Source organism: Pseudomonas sp. B21-048 (assembly GCF_024748615.1).
GTDB lineage: Bacteria > Pseudomonadota > Gammaproteobacteria > Pseudomonadales > Pseudomonadaceae > Aquipseudomonas.
On record NZ_CP087168.1, the window covers coordinates 4123524 to 4150111 of the forward strand.

19 protein-coding genes, 4 tRNA genes and 1 riboswitch are annotated in these 26588 nt (G+C 59.4%); of the genes, 7 read left to right on the forward strand and 16 right to left on the reverse strand.

Annotation, left to right across the window (positions count from 1 at the left end; genetic code table 11):
• Positions 1 to 306: 306 nt before the first annotated feature.
• Complete coding sequence (locus tag LOY56_RS19410; protein WP_258616629.1) at positions 307 to 9684, forward strand: VCBS domain-containing protein; 9378 nt, start codon at positions 307 to 309, stop codon at positions 9682 to 9684.
• Between the two features lie 83 nt (positions 9685 to 9767).
• On the opposite strand, the gene LOY56_RS19415 is transcribed toward LOY56_RS19410, so the two are convergent.
• A tRNA-Arg gene (locus LOY56_RS19415) sits at positions 9768 to 9844 on the reverse strand.
• Positions 9845 to 10136: 292 nt separating this feature from the next.
• On the opposite strand from LOY56_RS19415, the gene LOY56_RS19420 reads away from it, so the two are divergent.
• Together LOY56_RS19420 and LOY56_RS19425 are read left to right on the forward strand one after the other, a co-directional pair.
• Positions 10137 to 10370 (forward strand): hypothetical protein, encoded by a 234-nt coding sequence (locus LOY56_RS19420; RefSeq protein ID WP_258616631.1) that lies wholly within the window; start codon positions 10137 to 10139, stop codon positions 10368 to 10370.
• 22 nt (positions 10371 to 10392) lie between these two features.
• Entirely contained in the window at positions 10393 to 10572 is a 180-nt protein-coding gene (locus tag LOY56_RS19425) for a PA3371 family protein (RefSeq protein ID WP_258616632.1), read from the forward strand.
• Here the strand turns inward: LOY56_RS19425 and phnN are convergent.
• Positions 10547 to 11119 (reverse strand): phosphonate metabolism protein/1,5-bisphosphokinase (PRPP-forming) PhnN, encoded by a 573-nt coding sequence (gene phnN / locus LOY56_RS19430; RefSeq protein WP_258622771.1) that lies wholly within the window; start codon positions 11117 to 11119, stop codon positions 10547 to 10549. The genes LOY56_RS19425 and phnN overlap by 26 nt on opposite strands.
• A 120-nt stretch (positions 11120 to 11239) precedes the next feature.
• Positions 11240 to 11392 carry a hypothetical protein gene (locus LOY56_RS19435; protein ID WP_258616633.1) on the reverse strand — a complete coding sequence of 51 codons (153 nt, stop codon included), beginning with the start codon at positions 11390 to 11392 and terminating at the stop codon, positions 11240 to 11242.
• 110 nt (positions 11393 to 11502) lie between these two features.
• Here LOY56_RS19435 and LOY56_RS19440 point away from each other — a divergent pair, with 110 nt between their 5' ends.
• A complete protein-coding gene (locus LOY56_RS19440) occupies positions 11503 to 11829 on the forward strand; it encodes an Arc family DNA-binding protein (RefSeq protein WP_003178899.1) in 327 nt (108 codons plus the stop codon).
• 96 nt (positions 11830 to 11925) lie between these two features.
• Here LOY56_RS19440 and mgtE read toward each other — a convergent pair whose 3' ends face one another.
• On the reverse strand, positions 11926 to 13368 hold the full coding sequence (gene mgtE / locus LOY56_RS19445; RefSeq protein ID WP_258616634.1) for a magnesium transporter: 1443 nt from the start codon (positions 13366 to 13368) through the stop codon (positions 11926 to 11928).
• 321 nt (positions 13369 to 13689) lie between these two features.
• On the opposite strand from mgtE, the gene LOY56_RS19450 reads away from it, so the two are divergent.
• Entirely contained in the window at positions 13690 to 14208 is a 519-nt protein-coding gene (locus LOY56_RS19450; RefSeq protein WP_258616635.1) for a cell envelope protein SmpA, read from the forward strand.
• Between the two features lie 19 nt (positions 14209 to 14227).
• On the opposite strand, the gene LOY56_RS19455 is transcribed toward LOY56_RS19450, so the two are convergent.
• From LOY56_RS19455 to ltaE, 7 genes are all read right to left on the reverse strand, one after another.
• A tRNA-Arg gene (locus tag LOY56_RS19455) sits at positions 14228 to 14304 on the reverse strand.
• 71 nt (positions 14305 to 14375) lie between these two features.
• Positions 14376 to 14452 (reverse strand) — tRNA-Arg (locus LOY56_RS19460).
• A 107-nt stretch (positions 14453 to 14559) separates the two neighbouring features.
• Positions 14560 to 14650, reverse strand: a tRNA-Ser gene (locus LOY56_RS19465).
• A 62-nt stretch (positions 14651 to 14712) separates the two neighbouring features.
• Positions 14713 to 14901 carry a carbon storage regulator CsrA gene (gene csrA, locus LOY56_RS19470; protein WP_002554426.1) on the reverse strand — a complete coding sequence of 63 codons (189 nt, stop codon included), beginning with the start codon at positions 14899 to 14901 and terminating at the stop codon, positions 14713 to 14715.
• Between the two features lie 187 nt (positions 14902 to 15088).
• The gene (locus tag LOY56_RS19475) at positions 15089 to 16330 is read right to left on the reverse strand and encodes an aspartate kinase (protein WP_258616636.1); all 1242 of its coding nucleotides are present in this window, start codon (positions 16328 to 16330) and stop codon (positions 15089 to 15091) included.
• A gap of 91 nt (positions 16331 to 16421) precedes the next feature.
• Positions 16422 to 19043, reverse strand: coding sequence for an alanine--tRNA ligase (alaS, locus tag LOY56_RS19480; RefSeq protein WP_258616638.1), 2622 nt, complete (start codon positions 19041 to 19043; stop codon positions 16422 to 16424).
• A gap of 146 nt (positions 19044 to 19189) precedes the next feature.
• Complete coding sequence (gene ltaE / locus LOY56_RS19485; RefSeq protein WP_258616639.1) at positions 19190 to 20194, reverse strand: low-specificity L-threonine aldolase; 1005 nt, start codon at positions 20192 to 20194, stop codon at positions 19190 to 19192.
• On the opposite strand from ltaE, the gene LOY56_RS19490 reads away from it, so the two are divergent.
• Both LOY56_RS19490 and LOY56_RS19495 read left to right on the forward strand, forming a co-directional pair.
• Complete coding sequence (locus LOY56_RS19490; RefSeq protein ID WP_258616640.1) at positions 20193 to 20345, forward strand: hypothetical protein; 153 nt, start codon at positions 20193 to 20195, stop codon at positions 20343 to 20345. The two genes, ltaE and LOY56_RS19490, sit on opposite strands and share 2 nt — an antisense overlap.
• Before the next feature lie 45 nt (positions 20346 to 20390).
• Positions 20391 to 20561: riboswitch (FMN riboswitch) on the forward strand.
• Positions 20562 to 20676: 115 nt separating this feature from the next.
• A complete protein-coding gene (locus LOY56_RS19495) occupies positions 20677 to 21186 on the forward strand; it encodes a 6,7-dimethyl-8-ribityllumazine synthase (protein ID WP_019582888.1) in 510 nt (169 codons plus the stop codon).
• 49 nt (positions 21187 to 21235) lie between these two features.
• Here LOY56_RS19495 and astE read toward each other — a convergent pair whose 3' ends face one another.
• The 5 genes from astE to astA form a co-directional block, all read right to left on the reverse strand.
• Positions 21236 to 22246, reverse strand: coding sequence for a succinylglutamate desuccinylase (gene astE / locus LOY56_RS19500; protein ID WP_258616641.1), 1011 nt, complete (start codon positions 22244 to 22246; stop codon positions 21236 to 21238).
• A gap of 11 nt (positions 22247 to 22257) precedes the next feature.
• Positions 22258 to 22548 carry a hypothetical protein gene (locus LOY56_RS19505; protein WP_030131779.1) on the reverse strand — a complete coding sequence of 97 codons (291 nt, stop codon included), beginning with the start codon at positions 22546 to 22548 and terminating at the stop codon, positions 22258 to 22260.
• A gap of 57 nt (positions 22549 to 22605) precedes the next feature.
• Positions 22606 to 23952 (reverse strand): N-succinylarginine dihydrolase, encoded by a 1347-nt coding sequence (gene astB, locus LOY56_RS19510; protein ID WP_258616642.1) that lies wholly within the window; start codon positions 23950 to 23952, stop codon positions 22606 to 22608.
• 94 nt (positions 23953 to 24046) lie between these two features.
• Positions 24047 to 25516 carry a succinylglutamate-semialdehyde dehydrogenase gene (astD, locus tag LOY56_RS19515; protein WP_258622774.1) on the reverse strand — a complete coding sequence of 490 codons (1470 nt, stop codon included), beginning with the start codon at positions 25514 to 25516 and terminating at the stop codon, positions 24047 to 24049.
• Positions 25513 to 26538: an arginine N-succinyltransferase gene (gene astA, locus LOY56_RS19520; RefSeq protein WP_258616644.1), complete on the reverse strand. Its 1026-nt coding sequence runs from the start codon at positions 26536 to 26538 to the stop codon at positions 25513 to 25515. Before astA ends, astD begins: the two co-directional genes overlap by 4 nt.
• Positions 26539 to 26588: the final 50 nt, after the last annotated feature.

Sequence of the window (26588 nt, forward strand, 5' to 3'; positions counted from 1 at the left end):
ATTTCAGGAGTCCCTGCCACATGGGTGCTCTCAGTCTATTGCGTGCCATGTGCAGCGCTGCCCCAGCCTCGGGCTCACATTCGCCCGACCTGTCCTGCGATCCACTCCTCAAACGCGGCGAACTTTTCCACCCCCGCAATACCCGCGCGCCTCTGCCGGCAGCGCCCGGCCCGTCAGGCCGACGATGTCCGGCCGCCGCCTCGCACCACTCCTGAACTACCTGAGCGGTGCAAGAACGGGACGTCGTCCTGTTAGCAGTCCCTAGCGATTCTAAAAATAAAAAAATGGCATTTTCGGGAGAAAGACATGGCTACCACCACAACTACCAGCGGCGGCACCGTTACTTCGCTTTCCAACACTCCGCAGGCGACGGACGACATTTTCACTACCGGTGTTATTGGCACGGGCACCACGGCCATCACTGAAGAACTGCTGGGGGTCGTGTACCTGGACGTCATGTCCAATGACCTTGGCGGCAGCGCAAAAACACTTTGGTCACTGGATGACGCGACCAGCCTTTCTACTGCCACCAAGGTTTATGCGCCGGCCGATCTCCTGATCCAGGACACGGGCAGAATCGAGGCGACGAGTACTGACACCAGTTTCAACGGGGCAAAAATCTGGATTACGTCGGATGGCAAGGTCGGCTACGACGCCGCAACGTTGTCGACTGCTTTCCAGGCACAACTCCAGTCGCTTGCTGCCGGAGGGTCCCTGACGGACAGCTTTACCTATGCGATTCGTCTCGGCAACGGCACGCTCAGCTGGGCCACTGCGCAGGTGCAGTTCGCTGGCATGAATGACAGTGTGACGATGACCCTCGGCGTTCAGGCTGGCACGGTAACCGAAGATGCGACCACGACGCCGAACTTGACCGACTCGCTGAGTACGTCGGGCACTATTGCCTTTAGCGATGTTGACCTGAGTGACACGCATACCGCCTCTTTCGTCGCTGCGGGAGGCAATGCCACAGCACTGGGCAACTTCACCCTTGCATCGGTAACTGAAGCGGCCAACGCAGCCAACGGCACCGTTAACTGGACTTACACCCTGAATAATGCGGCAGCCCAATACCTGGCCCAAGGGCAGACCGTTACTGAAACCTATGTGGTCACCATCAATGATGGGCATGGCTCGACGACAACGCAGAATGTGACTATCACCATCGCCGGCACCAACGATCAAGTGCAGATCACCAGCGGCGTACAGGCCGGCGATGCCGAGGAAGACAGCGGCGACTACGCAGCCGACGGCAGCATCACTTTCACCGACGTCGACCTGATCGACACCCACAGCGTCACCGTCACGCCGGGCGCTTCCGGTTATCTGGGCAGCTTCACCACCAATCCCCTGAGCGACAGCACCGGTACAGGCAGCGGTTCGCTGGGCTGGAACTTCGCGGTGAACAACACCGCGTTGCAATTCCTTGGCGAAGGCCAGACCCTCACCCAGACTTATAACGTGGCAATCGGCGACGGCGCGGTGCAGACCGTGACCATCACGATTACCGGCACCAACGACCAGCCAACGCTGACGATTATCGACACTACCGGTGCGATGAGCGAAGGCAACGGCACTGCAACCCTGAGCGACAGCGGCGCACTGAGCTTTGCCGATCTGGACAGTACCGACACGGTGACCGTATCGCAGACCGCCAACGGCGACATCGCCTGGAGTGGCGGTGCGCTCAATGTTGGTGTGGCCTCGGCACTGGTGGCTGGTTTCTCGGTCGACCAGAACAGCTGGGACTACAGCAGCAATCAGAACCTCGACTTCCTCGGTGCGGGTGAAACCATCACCTTCTCGTACGCGGTGGTCGCCACCGACGACAGCGGCGCGGCTAATGCTGCCTCGGCGACGCAAACCGTCACCATCACGATCACCGGCACTAACGATGCGCCGGTGCTCAGCTTCGCGACGGGCAATGATGCCGGCGCGATGCAAGAAGACACCACGCTCAGCGTCAGCGGCCAGTTCAGCTCCGCCGACATCGATCATGCTGCCACGGCAACTTGGAGCATCAATGGTTCGGCTTCGGGCACCTACGGCTCGATCGCAGTCGACAACACCGGAAAATGGACTTACACCCTGGCCAATGGCACCGATGGCATTGCCAGTGCGGTGCAGTCGCTGGGGGCTGGCGAAAGTCAAGACGAAGTGTTCACCGTGCAGGTCAGCGATGGCCTCGGCGGCGTCGACACCCAACTGGTGACCGTCACCGTCAGCGGCACTAACGATGCGCCGGTGCTCAGCTTCGCAACGGGCAATGATGCCGGTGCGGTGCAGGAAGACACCACACTTAGCGTTAGCGGCCAGTTCAGCTCGGCCGACATCGATCATGCTGCCACGGCCAGCTGGAGCATTGCCGGTACGAATACCGGCATCTACGGTTCGATCGCAGTCGACAACACCGGCAAATGGACTTACACCCTGGCCAATGGCACCGATGGCATTGCCAGTGCGGTGCAGTCGCTGGGGGCTGGCGAAAATCACGATGAAGTGTTTACCGTGCAGGTCAGCGATGGCCTCGGCGGTGTCGACACCCAACTGGTGACCGTCACCGTCAGCGGCACTAACGATGCACCGGTGCTCAGCTTCGCAACGGGCAACGATGCCGGCGCGGTGCAGGAAGACACCACACTTAGCGTTAGCGGCCAGTTCAGCTCGGCCGACATCGATCATGCTGCCACGGCCAGCTGGAGCATTGCCGGTACGAATACCGGCATCTACGGTTCGATCGCAGTCGACAACACCGGAAAATGGACTTACACCCTGGCCAATGGCACCGATGGTGTCGCCAGTGCCGTGCAATCGCTGAAGGCGGGCGAGAGTCATGATGACGTGTTCACCGTGCAGGTCAGCGATGGCCTCGGCGGTGTCGACACCCAACTGGTGACCGTCACCGTTACCGGCACTAACGACGCACCGGTGCTCAGCTTCGCAACGGGCAACGATGCCGGCGCGGTGCAGGAAGACACCGCGCTCAGCGTCAGCGGCCAGTTCAGCTCGGCTGATATCGATCATGCTGCCACGGCCACTTGGAGCATCGCGGGTACGAATACCGGCACCTATGGCTCAATCGCAGTCGACAACACCGGCAAATGGACTTACACCCTGGCCAATGGCACCGATGGCATTGCCAGTGCGGTGCAGTCGCTGGGGGCTGGCGAAAATCACGATGAAGTGTTTACCGTGCAGGTCAGCGATGGCCTCGGCGGTGTCGACACCCAACTGGTGACCGTCACCGTCAGCGGCACTAACGATGCACCGGTGCTCAGCTTCGCAACGGGCAACGATGCCGGCGCGGTGCAGGAAGACACCACGCTCAGCGTCAGCGGCCAGTTCAGTTCGGCCGACATCGATCATGCTGCGACGGCCACTTGGAGCATCACAGGTACGAATACCGGCACCTATGGTTCGATCGCGGTGGATAGCACTGGAAAATGGACTTACACCCTGGCCAATGGCACCGATGGCATTGCCAGTGCGGTGCAGTCGCTGGGGGCTGGCGAGAGTCACGATGAAGTGTTCACCGTGCAGGTCAGCGATGGCCTCGGCGGCGTAGACACTCAGTTGGTGACCGTCACCGTCACCGGCACTAACGATGCGGCCGTGTTGTCCTCGGCCAACGTCACGCTGACCGAAACCGATTCCCCGCTGACCACCAACGGCACCTTGACCATCAGCGATGTCGACAGCGCCGCAACCTTCGTCGCCCAGTCCAACACCGCCGGCAGTTACGGCAAGTTCTCCATCGGCACTAATGGTGCCTGGAGCTACGTCGCCGATAGCGCCCACAACGAGTTCGTCGCCGGTACCACCTACACCGACACCTTCGCGGTGAGCAGCGCCGACGGCACCCTCACTTCAGTCACCGTCCACATCACCGGCACCAACGATGCCGCCGTGTTGTCCTCGGCCAGCGTCACCCTGACCGAGACCGATGCCCCGCTGACCACCAACGGCACCCTCACCATCAGCGACGTCGACAGCGCCGCAACCTTCGTCACCCAGTCCAACACCGCCGGCAGTTATGGCCAGTTCTCCATCGGCGCTGGCGGTGCCTGGACCTACGTTGCCGACTCCGCCCACAACGAGTTCGTCGCCGGCACCACCTACACCGACACCTTCGCGGTGAGCAGCGCCGATGGCACCCTCACTTCAGTCACCGTCCACATCACCGGCACCAACGACGCCGCCGTGCTGTCCTCAGCCAGCGTCACCCTGACCGAAACCGATTCCCCGCTGACCACCAACGGCACCCTGACCATCAGCGATGTCGACAGCGCCGCGACCTTCGTCGCCCAGTCCAACACCGACGGCAGTTATGGCCAGTTCTCCATCGGCACTAATGGTGCCTGGAGCTACGTTGCCGATAACGCCCACAACGAGTTCGCCGCCGGCACCACTTACACCGACACCTTCGCGGTGAGCAGCGCCGACGGCACCCTCACTTCAGTCACCGTCCACATCACCGGCACCAACGATGCCGCCGTGTTGTCCTCGGCCAACGTCACCCTGACCGAGACCGATGCCCCGCTGACCACCAACGGCACCCTGACCATCAGCGATGTCGACAGCGCCGCGACCTTCGTCGCCCAGTCCAACACCGCTGGCAGTTATGGCCAGTTCTCCATCGGCACTAATGGTGCCTGGAGCTACGTTGCCGATAACGCCCACAACGAGTTCGCCGCCGGCACCACTTACACCGACACTTTCGCGGTGAGCAGCGCCGACGGCACCCTCACTTCAGTCACCGTCCACATCACCGGCACCAACGATGCCGCCGTGTTGTCCTCGGCCAACGTCACCCTGACCGAGACCGATGCCCCGCTGACCACCAACGGCACCCTCACCATCAGCGACGTCGACAGCGCCGCATCCTTCGTCACCCAGTCCAACACCGCCGGCAGTTATGGCCAGTTCTCCATCGGCACTAATGGTGCCTGGAGCTACGTCGCCGATAACGCCCACAACGAGTTCGCCGCCGGCACCACCTACACCGACACCTTCGTGGTGAGCAGCGCCGACGGCACCCTCACTTCAGTCACCGTCCACATCACCGGCACCAACGACGCCGCCGTGCTGTCCTCAGCCAGCGTCACCCTGACCGAAACCGATTCCCCGCTGACCACCAACGGCACCTTGACCATCAGCGATGTCGACAGCGCCGCAACCTTCGTCGCCCAGTCCAACACCGCCGGCAGTTACGGCAAGTTCTCCATCGGCACTAATGGTGCCTGGAGCTACGTCGCCGATAACGCCCACAACGAGTTCGCCGCCGGCACCACCTACACCGACACCTTCGTGGTGAGCAGCGCCGACGGCACCCTCACTTCAGTCACCGTCCACATCACCGGCACCAACGATGCCGCCGTGTTGTCCTCGGCCAACGTCACCCTGACCGAGACCGATGCCCCGCTGACCACCAACGGCACCCTCACCATCAGCGACGTCGACAGCGCCGCATCCTTCGTCACCCAGTCCAACACCGCCGGCAGTTATGGCCAGTTCTCCATCGGCACTAATGGTGCCTGGAGCTACGTCGCCGATAACGCCCACAACGAGTTCGCCGCCGGCACCACCTACACCGACACCTTCGTGGTGAGCAGCGCCGACGGCACCCTCACTTCAGTCACCGTCCACATCACCGGCACCAACGACGCCGCCGTGCTGTCCTCAGCCAGCGTCACCCTGACCGAAACCGATTCCCCGCTGACCACCAACGGCACCCTGACCATCAGCGATGTCGACAGCGCCGCGACCTTCGTCGCCCAGTCCAACACCGCCGGCAGTTATGGCCAGTTCTCCATCGGCACTAATGGTGCCTGGAGCTACGTCGCCGATAACGCCCACAACGAGTTCGCCGCCGGCACCACCTACACCGACACCTTCGTGGTGAGCAGCGCCGACGGCACCCTCACTTCAGTCACCGTCCACATCACCGGCACCAACGATGCCGCCGTGTTGTCCTCAGCCAGCGTCACGTTGACCGAAACCAATGCCCCGCTGACCGCCACCGGTACCCTGACCATCAGCGACATCGACAGCCCGGAAACCTTCCAGGCTCAATCCGGTACCGCCGGCGCCAACGGAACCTTCGCCATCAATACCGCGGGCAACTGGAGCTATACCGCCAACTCGGCCTTCGACGCTCTCAATGTTGGCGACAGCCTGACCGACACCTTCACGGTACTCAGTGCCGACGGAACCGCGACGGCGGTGACGGTCACTATCAACGGCAGCAACGATGCCGCCGTGCTGTCCTCGGCCAGCGTCACGCTGACCGAAACCAATGCTCCGTTGACCGCCACCGGTACGCTGACCATCAGCGACATCGACAGCGCCGCGACCTTCGTCACCCAGACCAACACCGCCGGTGCCAACGGAACCTTCGCCATCAATACCGCGGGCAACTGGAGCTATACCGCCAACTCGGCCTTCGACGCACTCAATGTCGGCGACAGCCTGACCGACACTTTCACGGTACTCAGTGCCGACGGCACCGCGACCGCGGTGACGGTAACCATCAACGGCAGCAACGACGCGCCGACGATCACCTCCAACGGTGGTGGTACGACGGCCTCGGTCAGCGTGGCGGAGAACACCACGGCAGTTACGACGGTGGTAGCAACCGACGTTGATCTTCCGGCACAAACCCTGAGCTACAGCATTGTCGGCGGAGCAGATGCCGCGAAGTTCTCGATCGTTTCAGGCACGGGCACGCTGAGCTTTGTTTCTGCGCCCAATTTCGAGGCCCCGACCGATTCGGGAACGAACAACGTCTATGACGTGATCGTGCGGGCATCGGACGGCACGCTGTTTGACGACCAGGCGCTCGCGGTGAGCGTAACGGGCGTCAATGACAACACCCCGGTGATCACCTCCAACGGTGGTGGTGCGACGGCTTCGGTCAACGTGGCGGAGAACACCACGGCGGTCACGACAGTGACGGCGACCGATGCCGATCTGCCGGCGCAAACCCTGAGCTACAGCATCGTCGGCGGAGCGGATGCCGCGAAGTTCTCGATTGTTTCAGGCACGGGCGCGCTGAGCTTTGTTTCTGCGCCCAATTTCGAGGCCCCGACCGATTCAGGAACGAACAACGTCTATGACGTGATCGTGCGGGCATCGGACGGCACGCTGTTTGACGACCAGGCGCTCGCGGTGAGCGTAACGGGCGTCAACGACAACACCCCGGTGATCACCTCCAACGGGGGGGGTGCGACGGCTTCGGTCAACGTGGCGGAGAACACCACGGCGGTCACGACAGTGACGGCGACTGATGCCGATCTTCCGGTGCAAACCCTGAACTACTCGATCCTGAATACGGCCGGGACGGACTTCAGCAAGTTCTCTATCAGTCCGAGCGGAGTGCTGACGTTCAAATCGGCGCCGGATTACGAGAATGCCCAGGATGTCGGTGGTGCTGACGGTGACAATGCCTATGTTGTGGACGTTCTGGTGGCGGACGGCAATGGCGGAACCGACACCCAGACGATTACGGTGAATGTGCAGAACGTAGTTGAAACTCCAGTTGATACCGTGGCACCGACGGTGACTGTGACGGGGACTGCCTTAGGGATTCCGAACGGTTCAACGTCAACAGTCACATTCCAGTTCAGTGAGGTTGTGAGCGGTTTCAACCTTTCGGACGTCACGGTAACTACAACGAGCGGAACGCCCCGCGGAACCTGGAGTAACTTCACGCAGGTAGACGGCGATACCTACACGGCAACGCTGACTAGAACACAATCCGGTGGCGTGAAAGTCGACGTTACCGCGAACAGCTACACCGACCTGGCGGGCAATGCGGGTGCTGCCGGGAGCAGTGCAGTCCTTCCAGCAGGCGTTGCCGGCGAACCCATCAATCTAGCCCTCACTACTCCATCGTCCGATATTAGCGGCCCGATAACCGTGTCAATCAGCGGTGTTCCTTCGGGATGGATATTCAATGCGGGAACTGACAACGGCGACGGCACCTGGACCGTGCAGACCAGCGATCCTGGCGCATTGACTGTGACAACCCCAAGCGATTTCGCGGGAGCGTTGGTGCTTGATGTCAACATGTACTGGAGCAACAGCGACGGCAGCGACGGTAGCGCCTATGTGTTCAACAACGTCGAAGTCTATGCACCCGGCGCGCCGATTTTCGCCTTGTCCGCTGACGACAACCTTACCGGCTCGTCCGGTGCCGACACGTTCGTCTTCGCCCAGCCGATCGGCAACAACCAGATCTACAGTTTCGATGTCATGGCGGACAAGATCGACTTGATCGGCTTCGCGGGCGTCAACGGTTTTGCTGATTTGAGTATCACTAACGACGCCAACGGCAATGCGCTGGTCAGCATCAGCTCCGGCCAGTCGGTCACCCTTAAAGGTGTCGATGCGGCGGACTTGAGCGAAGCGAACTTCCAGTTCGATGTGGACCCGGTGATGACCAATACCGGTACCCTCATCATTGCCGACGGCGCGATCATGCCGTTCGGTGGCAGCATTCATAACAGCGGCACCATCGAACTCGGCTCCACCGGCAGCGAGACCAATCTTGAGATTCTGTTCCGTGGTGCGACCTTGACCGGTGGCGGCCAGGTACTGCTATCCGACAGCGCGCAAAATGTGATTTTCGGCGGCAGCGCCGATACCGTTCTGACCAACGTCGACAACCGTATTTCCGGCGCTGGCCAGTTGGGCGCCGGGCAGTTGGTATTGGTCAATGCGGGGCTGATCCTGGCCAGCGGGCTGAACAGTCTGGTGCTCGACACCGGCAGCCACACCATCACCAACAGTGGAGTGCTGGAATCCACGGGTGAAGGCGGCATGACAGTGGCCAGCACAGTCGATAACTCCGGACACTTGTGGGCCAACGGTGGCGACCTGCGCCTGCTGGCCGACGTAATGGGCAATGGCAGCGCCACCATCGACGGCGACGCGACCCTGACCTTTTCCGGCGCTGCACACGGGTCCGTCGCCTTCCACGGCGAAGGCGCGGGCACGCTGGTGATCGCACAGGCCGAAGCGGCGGGTTCTCTGGTCGGCATCCTCGGCCTGGAAAGCGATGACATGCTGACCTTCAGCGATCTCGCCTTCGGCGCCAACACCCAACTCAGCTACAGCGCCAACGCCTCTGGCACCGGCGGCCTGCTGACAGTGGACGATGGCGTGCATCGGGCCGAGGTGAACTTGCTGGGGCACTACACAGTGGATGACTTCCAGGCCACCGACGGCGGCGAGACCGGTACCCAAGTCAGTTACAGCGGCGAATCCAGCGGCACGCTGGTGGGCAGCATGGCGGCGGACGTACTCAGTGGCGGCGACGGCAATGACATCCTCGCGGGTCGTGGTGGGGAGGACACGCTCAGCGGTGGCGCGGGAGCCGATATGTTCGCCTATCTCAACGTGGCGGAAGGCGCAGACACCATCCTCGACTACAACTTCGCCGAAGGTGACGCGCTCGACCTCTCTGCACTGCTCAGCGCCAACTTCGTTAGCGGTGTCAGCCAGGCGTCCGACTTCGTCCAACTGGCGCAATCAGGCAGCGACATCACCGTGAAGGTGGATACCGATGGCGCAGCCAATGGTACGAACTTCACCGATGTGGCGGTCCTAGCCAACACCGGCACGAGCGGTAGCGATCTGGTGCGCACCTGGTTTGGGGAGGCTGACCATACGCTGACGGCTTGATGTTGGGCTGGAGTTGAATCCACCGTCGCAGACAGCCACAAAAAAGCCCCACCAGATCACTCTGTGTGGGGCTTTCAAATATATGGTGTCCCAGGGCAGGTTCGAACTGCCAACCTTCCCCTTAGGAGGGGGATGCTCTATCCAATTGAGCTACTGAGACACAAGTCGCTCCGCAAGGAATGCGGAGCGATGGACGGCGTGCATGTTAACGGGCAGGCCCGCTTTTGTCATGTCGTCCGTAGGGCTTTTTAAGTGTAGGCAGACGCCTCACGATAACGTGGCTTTATTTACCGTGCAAATTGCATCAGCGCAAAAAGTCATCATTGCAAAATGCAATGATGAGTTTTTGCACCAATATCTTAATTCATTGTTTTTAAAGGGTTTAATAGCCGTTAAACTTTTGGCATGCGGGCTGCTTCGACTGTTTTCACAGAACACAGGAGATCAGCCCCATGAACAGCGCCCTTTTAGTCGCGAACGCGTTCACTTTGGCGGTTCTGTTGGGTTTTCATTTCTTTCCCGAAAACGATGTTGCGACGATTGCACAGCGCATTCCTCATTATCTGCAGCTGCAAAAAACGCCCCAGTTGGCAGTCATAAGCGATCAGCGCAGTTTTGTCAGTCAAGAGGCGAGCCAGGAAACTATTCAATTGCGAACCCAGCCTTTCGAACGTTTGGCATTTTGAATCACCTCATCAGGAGCACAGCATGTCCAAATCAGCCGCAGGGTTTTTCATCCTCGCTTTACTGAGTGGCATCGTTCATCTGTCATTGGTCCAGGACACGGTCATCACCCTGCCCCTGATTGCCTGCGGCGTGTTCGGTGCGCTGTTCGTGCTGGCGCTAGTCGCCGGACGCAAGATCAAGTTCGATCCGGTTTTGCGCTGAGGCTCAGCAGCTTCAGAAGATTGGCAACGGTGCCGGCCAGGTCGCCGGAGTTATCGAGTCGATGGATCTGCATTTCACCGATTGAATCGTCAGCCGAGAAGAGCGCATTACGACGCAGTCTTGCTTCAATTTCTGCCGGATTCTCACGCTGGCGCCGTAGCAAACGCTCGCGCAGGACTTCATTCTTGACGGTCAGCAGCACCGGCAAGAGTGAGGGATAGCGCTGTTGCGCCTCTGCCAGATGTCCACGTGAACCGTTGACCAACACATCGCGACCGTCCGCGAGCCATTGGTCTATGCGCACAGGGATACCGTAATTCAACCCATTGGCTTGCCACGACAACGCAAAATCTCCTTTGGCTCTGCGTCGTTCGAATTCTTCGCGGGAAACCTCAATCGCGTCTTCACCCCCGGATTGCGCCGAGCGCGTGATAACCCGGCGTATGACTTCACAATGGCGTGCGCGCAACGGCTCGCGAGCGGCTTCGATGAGACTGTCTTTGCCGGATCCCGAAGGCCCCATTAAGTAAATCAGTCGGCCACCCATCCTGAAATCATCCCCCGCCACGTGCCTATACTAGTAAATCGGCCATTTGCCACTATCCTGTATAAGATAAGGAACAAAGATCGAATCCGCATAGCATGCACCTTCAGGCGTCTTCGGGCATCACCTGTCGGGCAAGAGGACGCGGTCAGCGATACGGCATGGATTATTTTCAACCCACTCTGCATTTCTGATAATAGGTGCTGGCATTAAGCCTTTACCCAGATCAATTTTTGTCACAGAATTGACGCCAATGATCTGGCTAATTTGAGGCATGATGCGCGCCTCTATCAATTCAGGTTGAACATTTGGCTGGAGTGCTTGTCCTATCTGACATCCTGCGGCCAATCCCGAGAACCGCTCCCCTGAACTAACCGGTTAAATATATGCGCCCATTGAAACAGGCAATTTATTCCAGCCGTACGGCTGACAAGTTCGTCGTACGTCTGCCAGACGGAATGCGTGAACGCATTGCCGAAGTGGCCCGCAATCATCATCGCAGCATGAATTCCGAAATTATCGCGCGCCTCGAGCAGAGTCTTATTCAGGAAGGCGCGCTGGGCGAAGAATTGAGCATGCGCCTGGACAGCCCCGAGCTGTCATTGCACGAACGTGAACTGCTGCAACGCTTCCGCCAACTCTCCCACCGTCAGCAAAACGCTCTGGTTTCGCTGATCGCCCACGATGCCGAAATGGCAGCAGACGCTTCCTGATTTACCCCGAAAGCTTAAGCCAGCGTAATTGCTGGCTTTTTTTTGCCCGAAAATTGGCTTTAAAAGAACCCGCCGGGGCGGGCTCTTTAAAGCAGGTCAAAGCAGGAAAATCGTCGCCAGCCCGAGAAAAATGAAAAAGCCGCCACTGTCAGTCATGGCAGTGATCATCACGCTGGCACCCATTGCCGGGTCGCGCCCAAGCCGCGCCAGGGTCATCGGAATCAAAACCCCCATCAATGCCGCCAGCAACAGGTTAAGCGTCATGGCAGCGGTCATCACCACGCCCAGGGACCAACTGCCATAAAGCAGATAGGACACCACACCAATCACGCCACCCCAGACCAGACCATTGATCAAACCGACCGCCAACTCCTTGCGCATCAGCCGCGACGTATTGCCGGTACTGACTTGGTCCAGCGCCATGGCCCGAACGATCATGGTGATCGTCTGGTTACCCGAGTTACCACCGATACCAGCAACGATCGGCATCAATGCTGCGAGCGCTACCAGCTTCTCGATGGAGCCTTCGAACAGGCCGATCACCCGTGATGCAACAAATGCGGTGATCAGGTTCACCGCCAGCCAGGCCCAACGGTTGCGCAGGGATTTCCAGACTGACGCGAAGATATCTTCTTCTTCACGCAGACCCGCCATGTTGAGAACTTCGTTTTCGCTCTCTTCACGGATCAGGTCGACCATTTCATCGATGGTCAGACGACCGATCAGCTTGCCGTTCTTGTCGACCACAGGGGCCGAGATCAAGTCGTAACGTTCAAATGCTTGAGCGGCCTCGTAAGCGTCTTCATCCGGATGAAAACTCACCGGGTCGCTGGCCATGACTTCCGACACCTGCTTTTCCGGGTCGTTGACCAGCAGACGCTTGATCGGCAATACGCCCTTGAGCACACCGTCGTAATCGACCACGAACAGTTTGTCGGTGTGGCCCGGCAGCTCCTTGAGGCGACGCAGATAACGCAAAACCACTTCGAGACTGACATCCTCACGGATGGTCACCATCTCGAAGTCCATCAGCGCACCGACCTGCTCCTCGTCATAGGACAATGCGGAGCGGACGCGCTCACGCTGCTGACCATCGAGGGTTTCCATCAGCTCGTGGACGACGTCTCGCGGCAGCTCCGAGGCCAGGTCAGCGAGTTCATCGGCGTCCATGTCCTTGGCCGCCGCCAGGAGCTCGTGATCGTCCATGTCGGCGATCAGGGTTTCACGAACCGAATCGGATACTTCGAGCAGAATGTCGCCGTCGCGATCGGCCTTGACCAGTTGCCAGACCGCCAGGCGATCGTCCAGGGGCAAGGCTTCAAGGATGTAGGCAACGTCGGCGGAGTGCAGATCATCGAGCTTGCGCTGCAACTCGACGAGGTTTTGCCGGTGAACCAGATTCTCGACCCGGTCGTGATGCGGACCTTCCTGGCGATGAGTCAGGTCTTCGACCACCCGCTGGCGCTGCAGCAGCTCAACGACTTGAGCGAGGCGGTCCTGCAAGCTTTCCTGCGTTTTCTTTACTTCAACTTCAGACATAGGCGAACTCCACTCCCAGCAGCGGGGCACGCCGGAAGGATCAATCAGTCAATTCATGATTGTAAAAACGGGGTACTGAGTAACTACTGGGTAAGTCCATGGAGGTATTCCACAAGCCCCGGCGGGGCTGACGGGCGCAATGATAACACCGCCTGATGGTTTTAAACGTTAAAAAATCGTGGCTGAAACAAGCGCTTGCGAGACAAACCTGAGCGCGGCCCTGATCCATGAAACTGCGACGACTTATCCTGAAAAGAAAACACACCGCCGCCTGAAAATGTAAAGACTACCCTTGATGGAGACCGTCACGGAGGACGTCGAATGCCATCGAATGCTCACTATTATTTTCTTGCCACCCTGCTCTGCCTGCCGCCCCAGGCGCTTGCCACGACCGTTCACCGGTGCGAAGCCGCCAATGGGCACATCACCTTCACGACCTTGAGTTGTAGGGCCGGAGAAAGCCTCTCAGTTCAGGACGTACGCACGTTCCTGCCAGGCAGCATGACGCCCCTGATGCCAGAGGCCGAGTCTCGCGAAACACCTGGTACGAAATTCCAAAGGAGAGAGCCGACGATCGTTGGTCAGTCCGAGGGCAAATGTGGAAATCTGCTCAGCGCGAAGGAACGCCGCATAGCGATCATCAATCAGCGGGTCGTTGCCGGCATGAGTCAGCAGGACGTCGAAAGCGCTCTCGGCAAGCCCGACAAAATCAGCACCCGCAATTCAGCCACAAGTTATCGCTACGACAACAAGCGAGGGCGCAGTGCTCATATCGAGTTTGACGAGAAAGGTTGTACCAAAGGAAAAGCCAAATCGCAGACGGCAAAAAGCCCGCGTTAAACGCGGGCTTTTTGTTGTTTGGTGCACTCGACAGGATTCGAACCTGTGACCGCTCGGTTCGTAGCCGAGTACTCTATCCAGCTGAGCTACGAGTGCATTTGTGTTTTTATACCAGATCACAACTGGTTGAAGCCAAGTTATTCACATCACTGCAAACAACTCTTAAATGGTGCACTCGACAGGATTCGAACCTGTGACCGCTCGGTTCGTAGCCGAGTACTCTATCCAGCTGAGCTACGAGTGCATTTGTTGCCGCGCATTATAGGCCGTCTAATCTCTATGTCAAACACTTTTTCTAGTAATTTCAACAACTTACCGAAGAAGCCAGATTACAACGTACTACGCAAATAATGGCGGAGAACGGGGGATTCGAACCCCCGACACCCTTTTGAGGTGTACTCCCTTAGCAGGGGAGCGCCTTCGGCCACTCGGCCAGCTCTCCGCAACACGGGGCGTATCTTAACCAACCTTTTCCCCGTTTGCAAACATAAAAAACGATAAAAATTAATGGCTTGGTTCTTCGTCCTTCTCTTTCTTTATACGCAGGTAAATTTCTTCACGGTGCACAGCAACCTCTTTCGGGGCGTTTACACCGATACGCACTTGATTTCCTTTGACGCCGAGCACGGTCACAGTGATTTCGCCATCACCAATAATCAGGCTTTCTGCGCACCGACGAGTCAGAATCAGCATACCTTTCTCCTCACGCATTTCATTTCAGGGACAACAGTCTGCAAAAAAAAGGCACTTGACCTACAACCAGAACGATCGCAGCCCTACATGCCTGAGTATTGACTAGCGCGGGCAAAAGAACAGCTTTGGGCCGCACCATTCAAAAAAACGAAGGGCGCGGTCAGACCGCGCCCTTGGGGAAACGCATTTACTCGCCCTGTCGGGCCGGCGCATCCAGCTCAAAAGCCGTGTGCAGAGCGCGCACAGCCAGTTCCAGGTACTTCTCTTCGATTACCACGGACACCTTGATTTCCGAAGTCGAGATCATCTGGATGTTGATGCTCTCTTTCGCCAGGGATTCGAACATACGACTGGCCACGCCTGCGTGGGAGCGCATGCCGACGCCGACGATCGAGACCTTGGCGATTTTGGTGTCGCCAACAACTTCACGGGCACCGATCTGGCGAGCGGTATTTTCCAGCACGGCTTGCGCCGCCTGGTAGTCATTGCGGTGCACGGTGAAGGTGAAGTCGGTGGTGTTATCGTGCGCAACGTTCTGCACGATCATGTCGACTTCGATGTTCGCGGCACTGATCGGGCCGAGAATCTTGAAGGCAACGCCCGGGATGTCTGGCACGCCACGGATGGTCAGCTTGGCTTCATCGCGGTTGAAAGCGATACCGGAAATGATCGGCTGTTCCATGGTTTCCTCTTCATCAATAGTAATGAGGGTGCCCGGACCCTCCTTGAAGCTGTGCAGTACGCGCAGCGGAACGTTGTACTTGCCGGCGAATTCCACCGCGCGGATCTGCAACACCTTGGAACCGAGGCTGGCCATTTCCAGCATCTCTTCAAAGGTGATCTTGTCCAGGCGCTGAGCCACAGACACCACACGCGGGTCGGTGGTGTAGACGCCGTCGACGTCAGTGTAGATCTGGCATTCGTCAGCCTTCAGGGCTGCTGCCAGCGCCACGCCGGTGGTGTCGGAACCGCCACGACCGAGGGTGGTGATATTGCCGTGCTCGTCGACGCCCTGGAAACCGGCGACAACCACCACACGACCGGCCTTCAGGTCACCGCGAATCTTCTGGTCATCAATCTGCAAGATACGCGCTTTATTGTGCGCGCTATCCGTCAGAATCCGCACCTGATTGCCGGTGTACGACACCGCTGGCACGCCGCGCTTGATCAGCGCCATGGCCAACAGTGCAATCGTCACCTGCTCACCGGTGGATACGATCACATCCAGCTCACGAGGAACCGGCTGGCCGTCGCCACTGATTTGCTTGGCCAGATCGATCAGACGGTTGGTTTCGCCGCTCATTGCAGACAGCACAACCACCAGGTCATCGCCCGCCTCGCGGAATTTCTTAACCTTGTCGGCGACCTGCTCGATTCTCTCGACAGTGCCGACTGAGGTGCCTCCAAATTTCTGTACGATCAAAGCCATTTCAAAGCCGCCTCTGCCCATGAAGGGCGCCCAAATAATCACTCAAACAGCGTTCTGGCCCGCTACTAGACCGCGGGCCAGACACACTGCCTTATAAACCCTGCTCTACAAATGGAACGGTCAGGGCCAATGCTGCATCCAGAGCGCCGGCGTCTGTACCGCCGCCCTGCGCCATATCTGGACGACCACCGCCCTTCCCGCCCACTGCCGCAGCGGCTTGCTTCATCAAATCACCGGCTTTGAGTTGGCCAGTCAGGTCTTTGGTTACGCCTGCAACCAGAACGACCTTTTCCTCATGGACACTGCCGAGCAGGATCACTGCGCGGCCGAGTTTGTTTTTCAGTTGATCGACCAGCGCCAGCAGCGCCTTGCCGTCCTGACCGTCCAGACGCACGGCCAGTACTTTCACGCCTTTGACATCCAGAGCAGAGGCCGACAGATCGTCGCCCGCCGCACTGGCAGCCTTGGCTTGCAACTGCTCGAGTTGCTTCTCAAGCAGACGGTTGCGCTCCAGCACAGCCGACAGCTTGTCGATCAGGTTGTCGCGGCTACCCTTGACCAGGTTGGCCGCTTCCTTGAGTTGTTCTTCCGCCGCGTTCAAGTAGGCCAGCGCGGCTGCGCCGGTGACTGCCTCGATACGACGCACACCGGAGGCCACACCGCCTTCGCTGATGATTTTCAGCAGGCCGATGTCGCCGGTACGGGTGGCGTGAATACCGCCGCACAGCTCGACGGAGAAATCGCCCATGCTCAGCACGCGCACGCTGTCGCCGTACTTCTCGCCGAACAGCGCCATGGCGCCTTTTTGCTTGGCGGTTTCGATGTCGGTCTCTTCGGTTTCAACCTCGGAATTCTTGCGAATCTCGGCGTTGACGATGTCTTCCAGCGCCTTCAACTGCTCGGGCTTGATCGCTTCGAAGTGGCTGAAGTCAAAGCGCAGACGCTGACTGTCGACCAACGAGCCTTTCTGCTGAACGTGCTCGCCCAGCACCTGGCGCAATGCGGCGTGCAGCAAGTGAGTGGCGGAGTGGTTCAGCGACGTCGCGTGACGTACGTCGGCATCGACATGAGTCTGCACCGGAGTACCCACGATCAGGCTGCCCGAATCCAGCACACCGTGGTGCAGGAACGCACCGCCGGTCTTGGTGGTATCGCGCACGTCGAAGCGCGCAGCGCCAGCCTGGAGGAAGCCGCAATCACCAATCTGACCACCGGATTCGGCATAGAACGGGGTCTGATTGAGAACGACCACGCCCTCTTCGCCTTCGCTCAGTACGTCAACCGATTGCCCTTCTTTATAGAGAGCAACGATTTTGGCGGAACCGCTGTGAGCGGTGTAACCGGTGAACTCGGTGGCCACATCAACCTTGACCAGGCTGTTGTAGTCCATGCCGAAGGAGCTGGCGGAGCGAGCACGCACGCGCTGGGCTTCCATTTCACGCTCGAAGCCTTCCTCGTCGATAGTCAGGCTGCGCTCGCGAGCGATGTCGCCGGTCAGGTCCATCGGGAAACCGTAAGTGTCGTAGAGCTTGAACACCACGTCGCCCGGTACCACGTCGCCTTTGAGTTCGGCCAGGTCCTGCTCGAGGATCTTCAGGCCTTGCTCCAGAGTCTTGGCGAACTGCTCTTCTTCAGCTTTCAGGACGCGTTCGATGTGCGCCTGCTGGGAATTCAGCTCCGGGAACGCTTCGCCCATCTCGGCGACCAGGGCCGCAACGATCTGATAGAAAAAGCTGCCCTTGGCGCCCAGTTTGTTGCCGTGACGGCAAGCGCGGCGAATGATCCGGCGCAGCACATAACCGCGACCTTCGTTGGACGGCAGCACACCGTCGGCAATCAGGAAGCCGCACGAACGAATGTGGTCAGCCACGACTTTCAGCGACGCCTGGGCGTCGTTGGTGCAACCGATGGCTTTGGCCGATGCGGTCAGCAGGCTCTGGAACAGGTCGATTTCATAGTTCGAGTGAACGTGCTGCAGCACGGCACTGATCCGCTCCAGGCCCATGCCGGTGTCCACCGACGGCGCTGGCAACGGGTGCAACACGCCATCGGCGGTGCGGTTGAACTGCATGAACACGTTGTTCCAGATCTCGATATAACGGTCGCCGTCTTCTTCCGGCGAGCCCGGTGGGCCACCCCAGATGTCGGCGCCGTGATCATAGAAAATCTCGGTGCAAGGACCGCACGGGCCAGTATCGCCCATGGTCCAGAAATTGTCGGACGCGTACGGCGCGCCTTTGTTGTCGCCAATGCGAACCATGCGCTCGGCCGGCACGCCAATGTCTTTGGTCCAGATGTCGTACGCCTCGTCATCGCTGGCGTAGACGGTGACCCAGAGCTTTTCCTTCGGCAGGTTCAGCCACTTCTCGGAGGTCAGGAAGTTCCAGGCGTAGGTGATGGCGTCACGCTTGAAATAATCACCGAAGCTGAAGTTACCGAGCATTTCGAAGAAAGTGTGGTGACGGGCGGTATAACCGACGTTTTCCAGGTCGTTGTGCTTGCCGCCGGCGCGCACGCATTTCTGGCTGCTGACAGCGCGGGTATACGCGCGTTTTTCCTGGCCCAGAAAGCAGTCCTTGAACTGGTTCATCCCCGCGTTAGTGAACAGCAGGGTTGGGTCGTTGCCCGGAATCAAAGAGCTGGAGGCTACACGGGTGTGGCCTTGTTCTTCGAAGAAGCGAAGGAAGGCTTCACGGATTTCTGCGCTTTTCATTAGGTTCTTCCACGGAGGCTGCGGCCAAAGGCCTGTTCGAAACGTCAACAGACGAAGCGACGGCAAAGGGCCGCATTATATCGGCGTTAGTGACTAGGTACAGTGTGTTTGTACGTTACAAACAGTCAATTGGACGGCTAACACGGTCAGTTGTGAGAAAAGTCGGCAAATGTGGCGACGACCTGCTCGATTTGCGCACGGCTGACGTCCATGTGCGTGACCATTCGCAGACGACCGGCAGCGCTGAGCTTAATGCCGCGTGCGCCAGCAAAGGCCTTGATCGCTTCGGCTTTGTCGCCCATCTGCACGTAAACCATATTGGTCTGCACTGGCTCGACCTCATAGCCCGCCGCGCGCAGGCCTTCGGCCAGCATTTGTGCGTTGGCATGATCATCTGCCAGACGCTGAACATTGTTATCCAGCGCATAAAGCCCCGCCGCCGCAAGAATCCCGGCTTGGCGCATGCCGCCGCCGACCATCTTGCGCAGACGTCGCGCCTTGGCAATCAATTCGACCGAGCCGCATAGCACCGAACCAATCGGCGCGCCCAGGCCTTTGGACAGGCAGACCGACACCGAGTCGAAATGCTGAGTGATCTCCCGGGCATCGACCCCCAGCTTGACCGCCGCGTTGTAGAGCCGCGCGCCATCGAGATGCAGCGCCAAGCCGTTTTCATGAGTGAAACGGCGAGCCCGAGCCAGATATTCCAGCGGCAGCACCTTGCCCTGCATGGTGTTTTCCAGCGCCAGTAAACGGGTGCGGGCGAAGTGGAAGTCATCCGGCTTGATCGCAGCAGCGACCTGCCTCAGGTCCAGCGAACCATCGGCCTGCACTTCCAGCGGCTGCGGCTGGATCGAACCGAGCACTGCCGCGCCACCACCTTCGTACTTATAGGTGTGAGCCTGTTGTCCGACAATGTATTCGTCACCGCGATCGCAGTGGGCCATCAGACCCAGCAAGTTGCTCATGGTGCCCGTCGGGACAAACAGCGCCCGGGCAAAACCCAATCGTTTAGCCAATTCGGCTTCCAGACGGTTGACCGTCGGATCTTCGCCATAAACGTCGTCACCGGTGGCCGCATGGGCCATCGCGTCGAGCATCCCTGCGGTCGGTTGGGTGACGGTGTCGCTGCGAAGATCGATAACGCTCATGAATCAGGCCTCGGTAAGCAGGGAAATTCCCTTTCAGGATGGAATTACTGCGGTCATACCGGCAAATAATCAAGCCTTGTTCCAGGAAAAGACGGGTTACGCCAACGAAAAAGTCGATAACAATCATCAGATAGCAGCAATGCACAAGTGAGAAATATGTGTTAAAAACGCTTCGCCGCCAAACAATCTGGCGGCAAAACGTTCTCAGGGCGGGGTGTAACTCCCCACCGGCGGTAATTGCGCGCAATGCGCATAGCCCGCGAGCGCTTGGCGACAGGCACGGCAATGGCTGTGATGGCGGCAAGGTCAGCAGACCCGGTGTGATCCCGGGGCCGACGGTCATAGTCCGGATGAAGAGAGAACGGGATTGACGCCGCCTAGGCTCTGTACCAAAGCGCCGTCCGCAGGCATTTGTGCCTGCGCACCCTTAAATCCCATTCGATTCATAACGCCCTGTTTTTCACACAAACAGGAGTCAGAACATGCAACCCACCGCAATCGATAGCAAAAGCAAAAACCATCAGGGCGAGCGCGTCGCGTTCATCCAGGCCTGCTGGCATAAGGAAATCGTCGATCAGAGCCGTAAAGGCTTCGTCGCCGAAATGATTGCTCAGGGTTATCAGGAGTCGGACATCGATTTCTTCGAAGTCGGCGGCGCCTTTGAAATTCCGCTGCACGCCAAACTGTTGGCCAAGTCCGGCCGTTATGCCGGCATCGTCGCGGCGGGCCTGGTGGTCGACGGCGGCATCTATCGCCACGAATTCGTCGCCCAGTCGGTGATCAGTGGCCTGATGCAGGTTCAGCTGGAAACCGAAGTGCCGGTGTTCTCGGTGGTCCTGACCCCGCACCACTTCCATGCGGGCGAAGAACATCAGAAGTTCTTCTTCGAGCATTTCGTGCATAAAGGTCAGGAAGCGGCGAAGACTTGCGCGGATACGCTGCACAAGACTCGCGCATTGCGTCGCAGTGAGCCACGCGCAGTGGCCGTCTAGTCGAACGATCGTTCCCACGCTCCGCGTGGGAACGATCATTGCGCGAAAGTCAGGCGAGGTTTTCGTCGGTGGTCGGCACGATCAGGATGCCGGCGCGCAGGCCGTTCTTGACTCTGGGGTTCGGGAAGATGATCCGGGCGCCCTTCTCTTCGATGACCCAGCGGGTATTGGCGATATCCTCGGCCAGCACATAACCCACTTTCAATTCCGAAAAGTTTTCGATGTCCGCCGGCAGGTTCAGGCGGAAGTTATCACTGTGCTTGATGATTTCCCGTGCGACGCTGAACAACTGCAAGCCATCCAGCCCTTCATCGGTGATTGGCGGCTCGGTGCCTTCGATGATCTGCTTCAGGCGGGTTTCAAGCAGGCTGACATTGACCCCATCGTTCTGCCCGAACGGCCGGGCCTTGCCCAGCTCCAGGGTGAAAGACTCGGCATCGAGCTTGTCGTAGGTGTAGGAGCTGAACACGATGGAGGGTTTGTTCTGCAGCAGCACCGCTTCCATGCCGGCGGCGCGCAGGCGAGCCAGTTCCAGGCGGGAATGCCGACGACCTTCTTTCCAGGGGTACAAGGCGAACTGCTCGATTTTCGAGCCCCGGATCGCCGTGTGCAGGTCGTAGTGCAGGCGATTGCGGTCCGGCAGGCTGAAGAATGTCCTCGCCAGTCGCTCCAGCTCACAAGCGCGCAAGGCCTCGGAGCCGCTGGTTTGTTCGTGCTGGCCATTGAACAGCCGATTGACGTCCTGCTCGATGAAACGCTCGCCCTTGCGAATCGCTTCCGGGTTGCCGAACAGGAACAAAATACGTGCGCGCGGCTTCAAGTCGCCGCGGGCGATGTCATGCAACAGGCGATCGAGCAGCTCGATCGGCGCTGTTTCGTTACCATGAATACCCGCCGATAGCAGCAGGTCCAAGCCGTTGTTGCGGGCTTCAGGTGGCCGGACTTCCAGCGCACCTTCGCTCAACCAGCGCATCCGCACGCCTTCGACAGTCAGTTGAGTCTTCTCCGCCGGTTCACGACCGGCGAGGGTCAGTTCAAGCAGTTTGCCGAGGGCGAGCATAGGCGGTTTCCTTAGTGGTCGTGATTGCAATCCGGGCCGTGTACGTGGTCCTCATCATCACCGACTTCAGCCGGTTCCATCTCCAGTTGCAGACTTACCAGATTAGTCGCCAACGGGCGCAGCAACAGGTTTGCGTATTCAGCGTCACCTTCTTCGACGTCTACGCCGATCAGCAACTGGCCGCGGCCGTCCTGCTGGATCCACAGCTCTTTGCCTTGCCACATGACCGCGACGCGGGTGCAGGACGTTTCCAGTTGCGTGCCGTCGGTGTCTTCAAGGATCAGCTGCAGGGTATCGCTCATGTTTTTACTCTCGTTTGAGATGATGCGGCGCGCATTGGCTGGAAAGCGCGCCGACTATCAATTGATCTGGAATGGATAAACCGCGCCCAGTTTAAGGATTTGCGTCAGTTCATCCAGTGCCGTCCGGCACTCAAGCAACAATTGCGGGTCCGCCAGATCGTTTTCGGTCATGCGGTCGCGGTAGTGCTTGTCGACCCATTCGGTCAACGTGCCGTACAACGGTGCCGTCATGATAACCCCTTGGTTGACGGCCGCCAGTTCGGTTTCGTTGAGTGCGACGCGCAGCCGCAGGCAAGCCGGGCCACCGCCGTTCTGCATGCTCTGCTTGAGATCGAAGACTTTCACTTCGCGGATCAGCCCGCCAGAGCTGGTCAGGCCTTGCAAGTACTGCCAGACACGCTCGTTGCCACGGCATTCTTCCGGCACGATTAACAGCATGGAGCCGTCAGGACGCGACAGCAGCTGGCTATTGAACAGGTAGGAACGAACAGCGTCTTCCACGGTGACCGCGGAACGCGGTACGCAGATCGACTGAAATTTCCCACCGACTTTGGCGAGTTTGCCGTGCAGTTCAGCGAGCATCTGCTCGGTGTCGAGGAAGGCGTCCTCGTGATAGAACAGCACTTCGCCGTTACCCACTGCGATCACGTCGTTGTGGAACACACCCTGATCGATCACCGAAGGGTTCTGCTGGGCATAGACCACGCCGTCATCGCTCAGGCCGTGCAGACGCGCAACGGCCTGGGACGCTTCGAGCGTCTGGCGTGCCGGGTACTTCTGCGGATTCGGGTAACGGGTGTCGAACGCGCTGCGACCGAACACGAAAAACTCGACGCCGGCTTCACCGTAGTCACGGCAGAAACGGGTGTGGTTGGCCGCGCCTTCGTCACCGAACTGCGCCACGGCCGGCAAAGCGCCGTGGTGAGCAAAGTGCTTCTGATCGGCGAACATCGCCCCCAGTACGCGACTGGTGGTCGGGTGTTCGATGCTGCGGTGGTATTTGCAGTTCAGGTTGGCGGCGGTGAAATGCACGCGGCCATCCGCCGTGTCGGCGCTCGGGCTGACCGTGGCGGCGTTGGCCACCCACATGCTCGACGCCGAGCAACTGGCAACCAGCAACGGCATAGCCTCTTTGGCAGCGCGCTCGATCACCTGAGCATCGGTACCGCTGAAACCCAGGCGGCGCAGCGCGGCGACGTCCGGACGTTCTTGTGGCGCCAAAACGCCTTGCTGAAAGCCCATTTCCATCAGCGCTTTCATCTTCGCCAGGCCTTGCAGCGCGGCTTCCTTCGGGTTCGAAGACTGCTGGCTGTTGCTCTGGGACGCGACGTTGCCGTAGGACAGGCCGCCGTAGTTATGGGTCGGCCCCACTAGACCGTCAAAATTGACTTCACAGGATTTCATCAGCGAGGCTCCACGAGAATCTGTTTTTATAAGCATCAAGTATCAATTCGGTAAGGCCGAGGTGCGGCGATCCGACTTGCCCGCGAAAGCGGTCTTACGACATGCGCACGCCTGGGGTCAGCGCCGTCGGCAACGTCAGGCTCGGGGTTTCCAGCGAGGCCACCGGGTACGCGCAGTAATCCGCGGCGTAGTAAGCGCTGGCCCGATGGTTGCCCGAGGCACCGACGCCGCCGAACGGCGCGCTGCTCGCCGCACCGGTCAACTGCTTGTTCCAGTTGACGATACCGGCGCGGCTTTCCAGCCAAAACTGCTGATAACGCGCTTCGGAATCCGACAGCAGACCGGCCGCCAGGCCATAGTCGGTGTCGTTGGCTTCAGCGATCGCCGCTTCAAAATCAGCGTAGCGAATCACTTGCAGCAGCGGACCGAACAGCTCTTCATCCGGGCGATCGGCAACCGCTGTCACGTCCAGAATGCCAGGGGTCAGCAACGCTGCCTGAGCCTGAGGTTGAGTCATTTCCAACAACGCCACGGCGCCGTTGGCCAGCAGATGTTCTTGCGCCTCCATCAACGCTTTCGCAGCGCCAAGGGAAATCACCGAGCCCATGAATGGCGCCGGTTGCTGATCGAACGCGCCGACATCAATCGTCGAGCTGACCGCCACCAGACGCGCCAACAGCGTGTCGCCCCAGGCGCCTTGCGGCACCAGCAAGCGACGGGCACAGGTGCATCGCTGACCGGCAGAAATGAATGCCGACTGAATGATGGTGTACACGGCGGCATCGAGGTCCGCGACCTGATCCACCACCAGCGGGTTGTTGCCGCCCATTTCCAGCGCAAGAATTTTGTCCGGGCGACCGGAAAACTGTTTGTGCAGGTGATTGCCGGTACGGCTGGAACCGGTGAAGAACAAACCGTCGATGCCCGGGTTCGCCGCCAGGGCGATACCGGTTTCACGAGCGCCTTGCAGCAGGTTCAGCACGCCGGCCGGCAGACCGGCTTCGATCCAGCACTTGACCGTCAGCTCGGCGACTTTCGGGGTCAGCTCACTCGGTTTGAACAGCACGCTGTTACCGGCCAGCAGCGCCGGCACGATGTGACCGTTCGGCAAGTGGCCGGGGAAGTTGTAAGGACCGAATACCGCCACCACACCGTGTGGTTTGTGGCGCAACACCGCCGTGGCGTCGCCCAACGGGCCGCTCTTCTCGCCGGTACGTTCGCGGTAGCTCTGCACCGAGATGGCAATCTTGTTGACCATGCTGGTGACTTCAGTCGTCGCTTCCCACAGGGGTTTTCCGGTTTCTTCACCGATGGTGCGAGCCAGTTCGTCGGCGTGATTCTTCAGCGCGGCGGCGAAGGCTTCCAGCACGCTGATGCGCTCTTCCAGGGTACGGCGAGCCCAGCCCGGGAACGCCTGACGCGCAGCTTGCACAGCCGACTCGACCTGACCGGCCGTGGCGCCTTCACCAGCCCACAGCACTTGCTGGGTCACCGGGTTTACCGATTGAAAGCTTTCACCTTGACCAGCCAGCCATTCACCGGCGATGTATAGCGAATTCATTATTTCGACTCCCGAGCAGCAGACAACGGAACGGCGCGCACCTGATCGCCAGCGTTGAGTTGAAGACGTTTGGCGGTCAGCGGATCGACCACCAACGTGCCGGCGGCAAAGCGTGCTGGCGCGGCGGTGATGCGACAGTCTTCGCGCTTGCGGTTATGAATCAGGAATGGCGTGGCGTCGTCACCCGGGGTACCGATGGCCAATACCAGCGCCTGACTGTCGCGTACCGCGCGGATCTTGCCGGTTTCGCATTCCACCGCAGGACCGGCGTCGAAGATGTCGACGTAGCCTTGGTAGCTGAAACCTTCGCTCTTGAGCATGGACAACGCCGGCTCGGTGTCTGGATGAACCTTGCCGATCACGTTGCGTGCATCTGGCGACAGGAAGCAGGTGTACAGCGGGAATTTCGGCATCAGTTCGGCGATGAACGCCTTGTTGCCCACGCCGGTGAGGTAATCGGCCTGGCTGAATTCCATCTTGAAGAAATGCCGACCCAGACTTTCCCAGAACGGCGAACGCCCGGCGTCATCGGACACACCGCGCATTTCAGCGATGATTTTGTTACCGAACAATTGCGGGAACTCGGCGATGAACAGCAGCCGCGCCTTGGCCAGCATGCGGCCATTGAGGCCACTGCGGTAATCGGCATGCAGGAATAGCGAGCACAGTTCAGAGTTGCCGGTCAGGTCGTTGGCCAAGAACAGCGTCGGGATTTCGCGATAAATGTTCAGCTCCTGCGAAGCGCTGACCGTCAGGCCTACCCGGAAGTTGTACCAGGGTTCACGCAGGCCGACGGCGCCGGCAATGGCGGAAATACCCACCACGCGACCATTGTCGTCTTCGAGTACGAATAGGTAGTCCGCATCACCGCGCCCGGCGTCGCCACGGAAGGTCTTCTCGGCCCAGCCGACCCGATGGGCCAGACGCTCTTCGTTGGCCGGCAAGGTGGTGAGGCCGGTGCCGGTGCTGCGGGCCAGGTCGATCAGAGCGGGTAAATCGCTGCTGCGTACAGGACGAACGATCATGCTATCTCCTCAAACGGGCCGCTTGCGCCACCCGCGAAACTCGCTGCTTT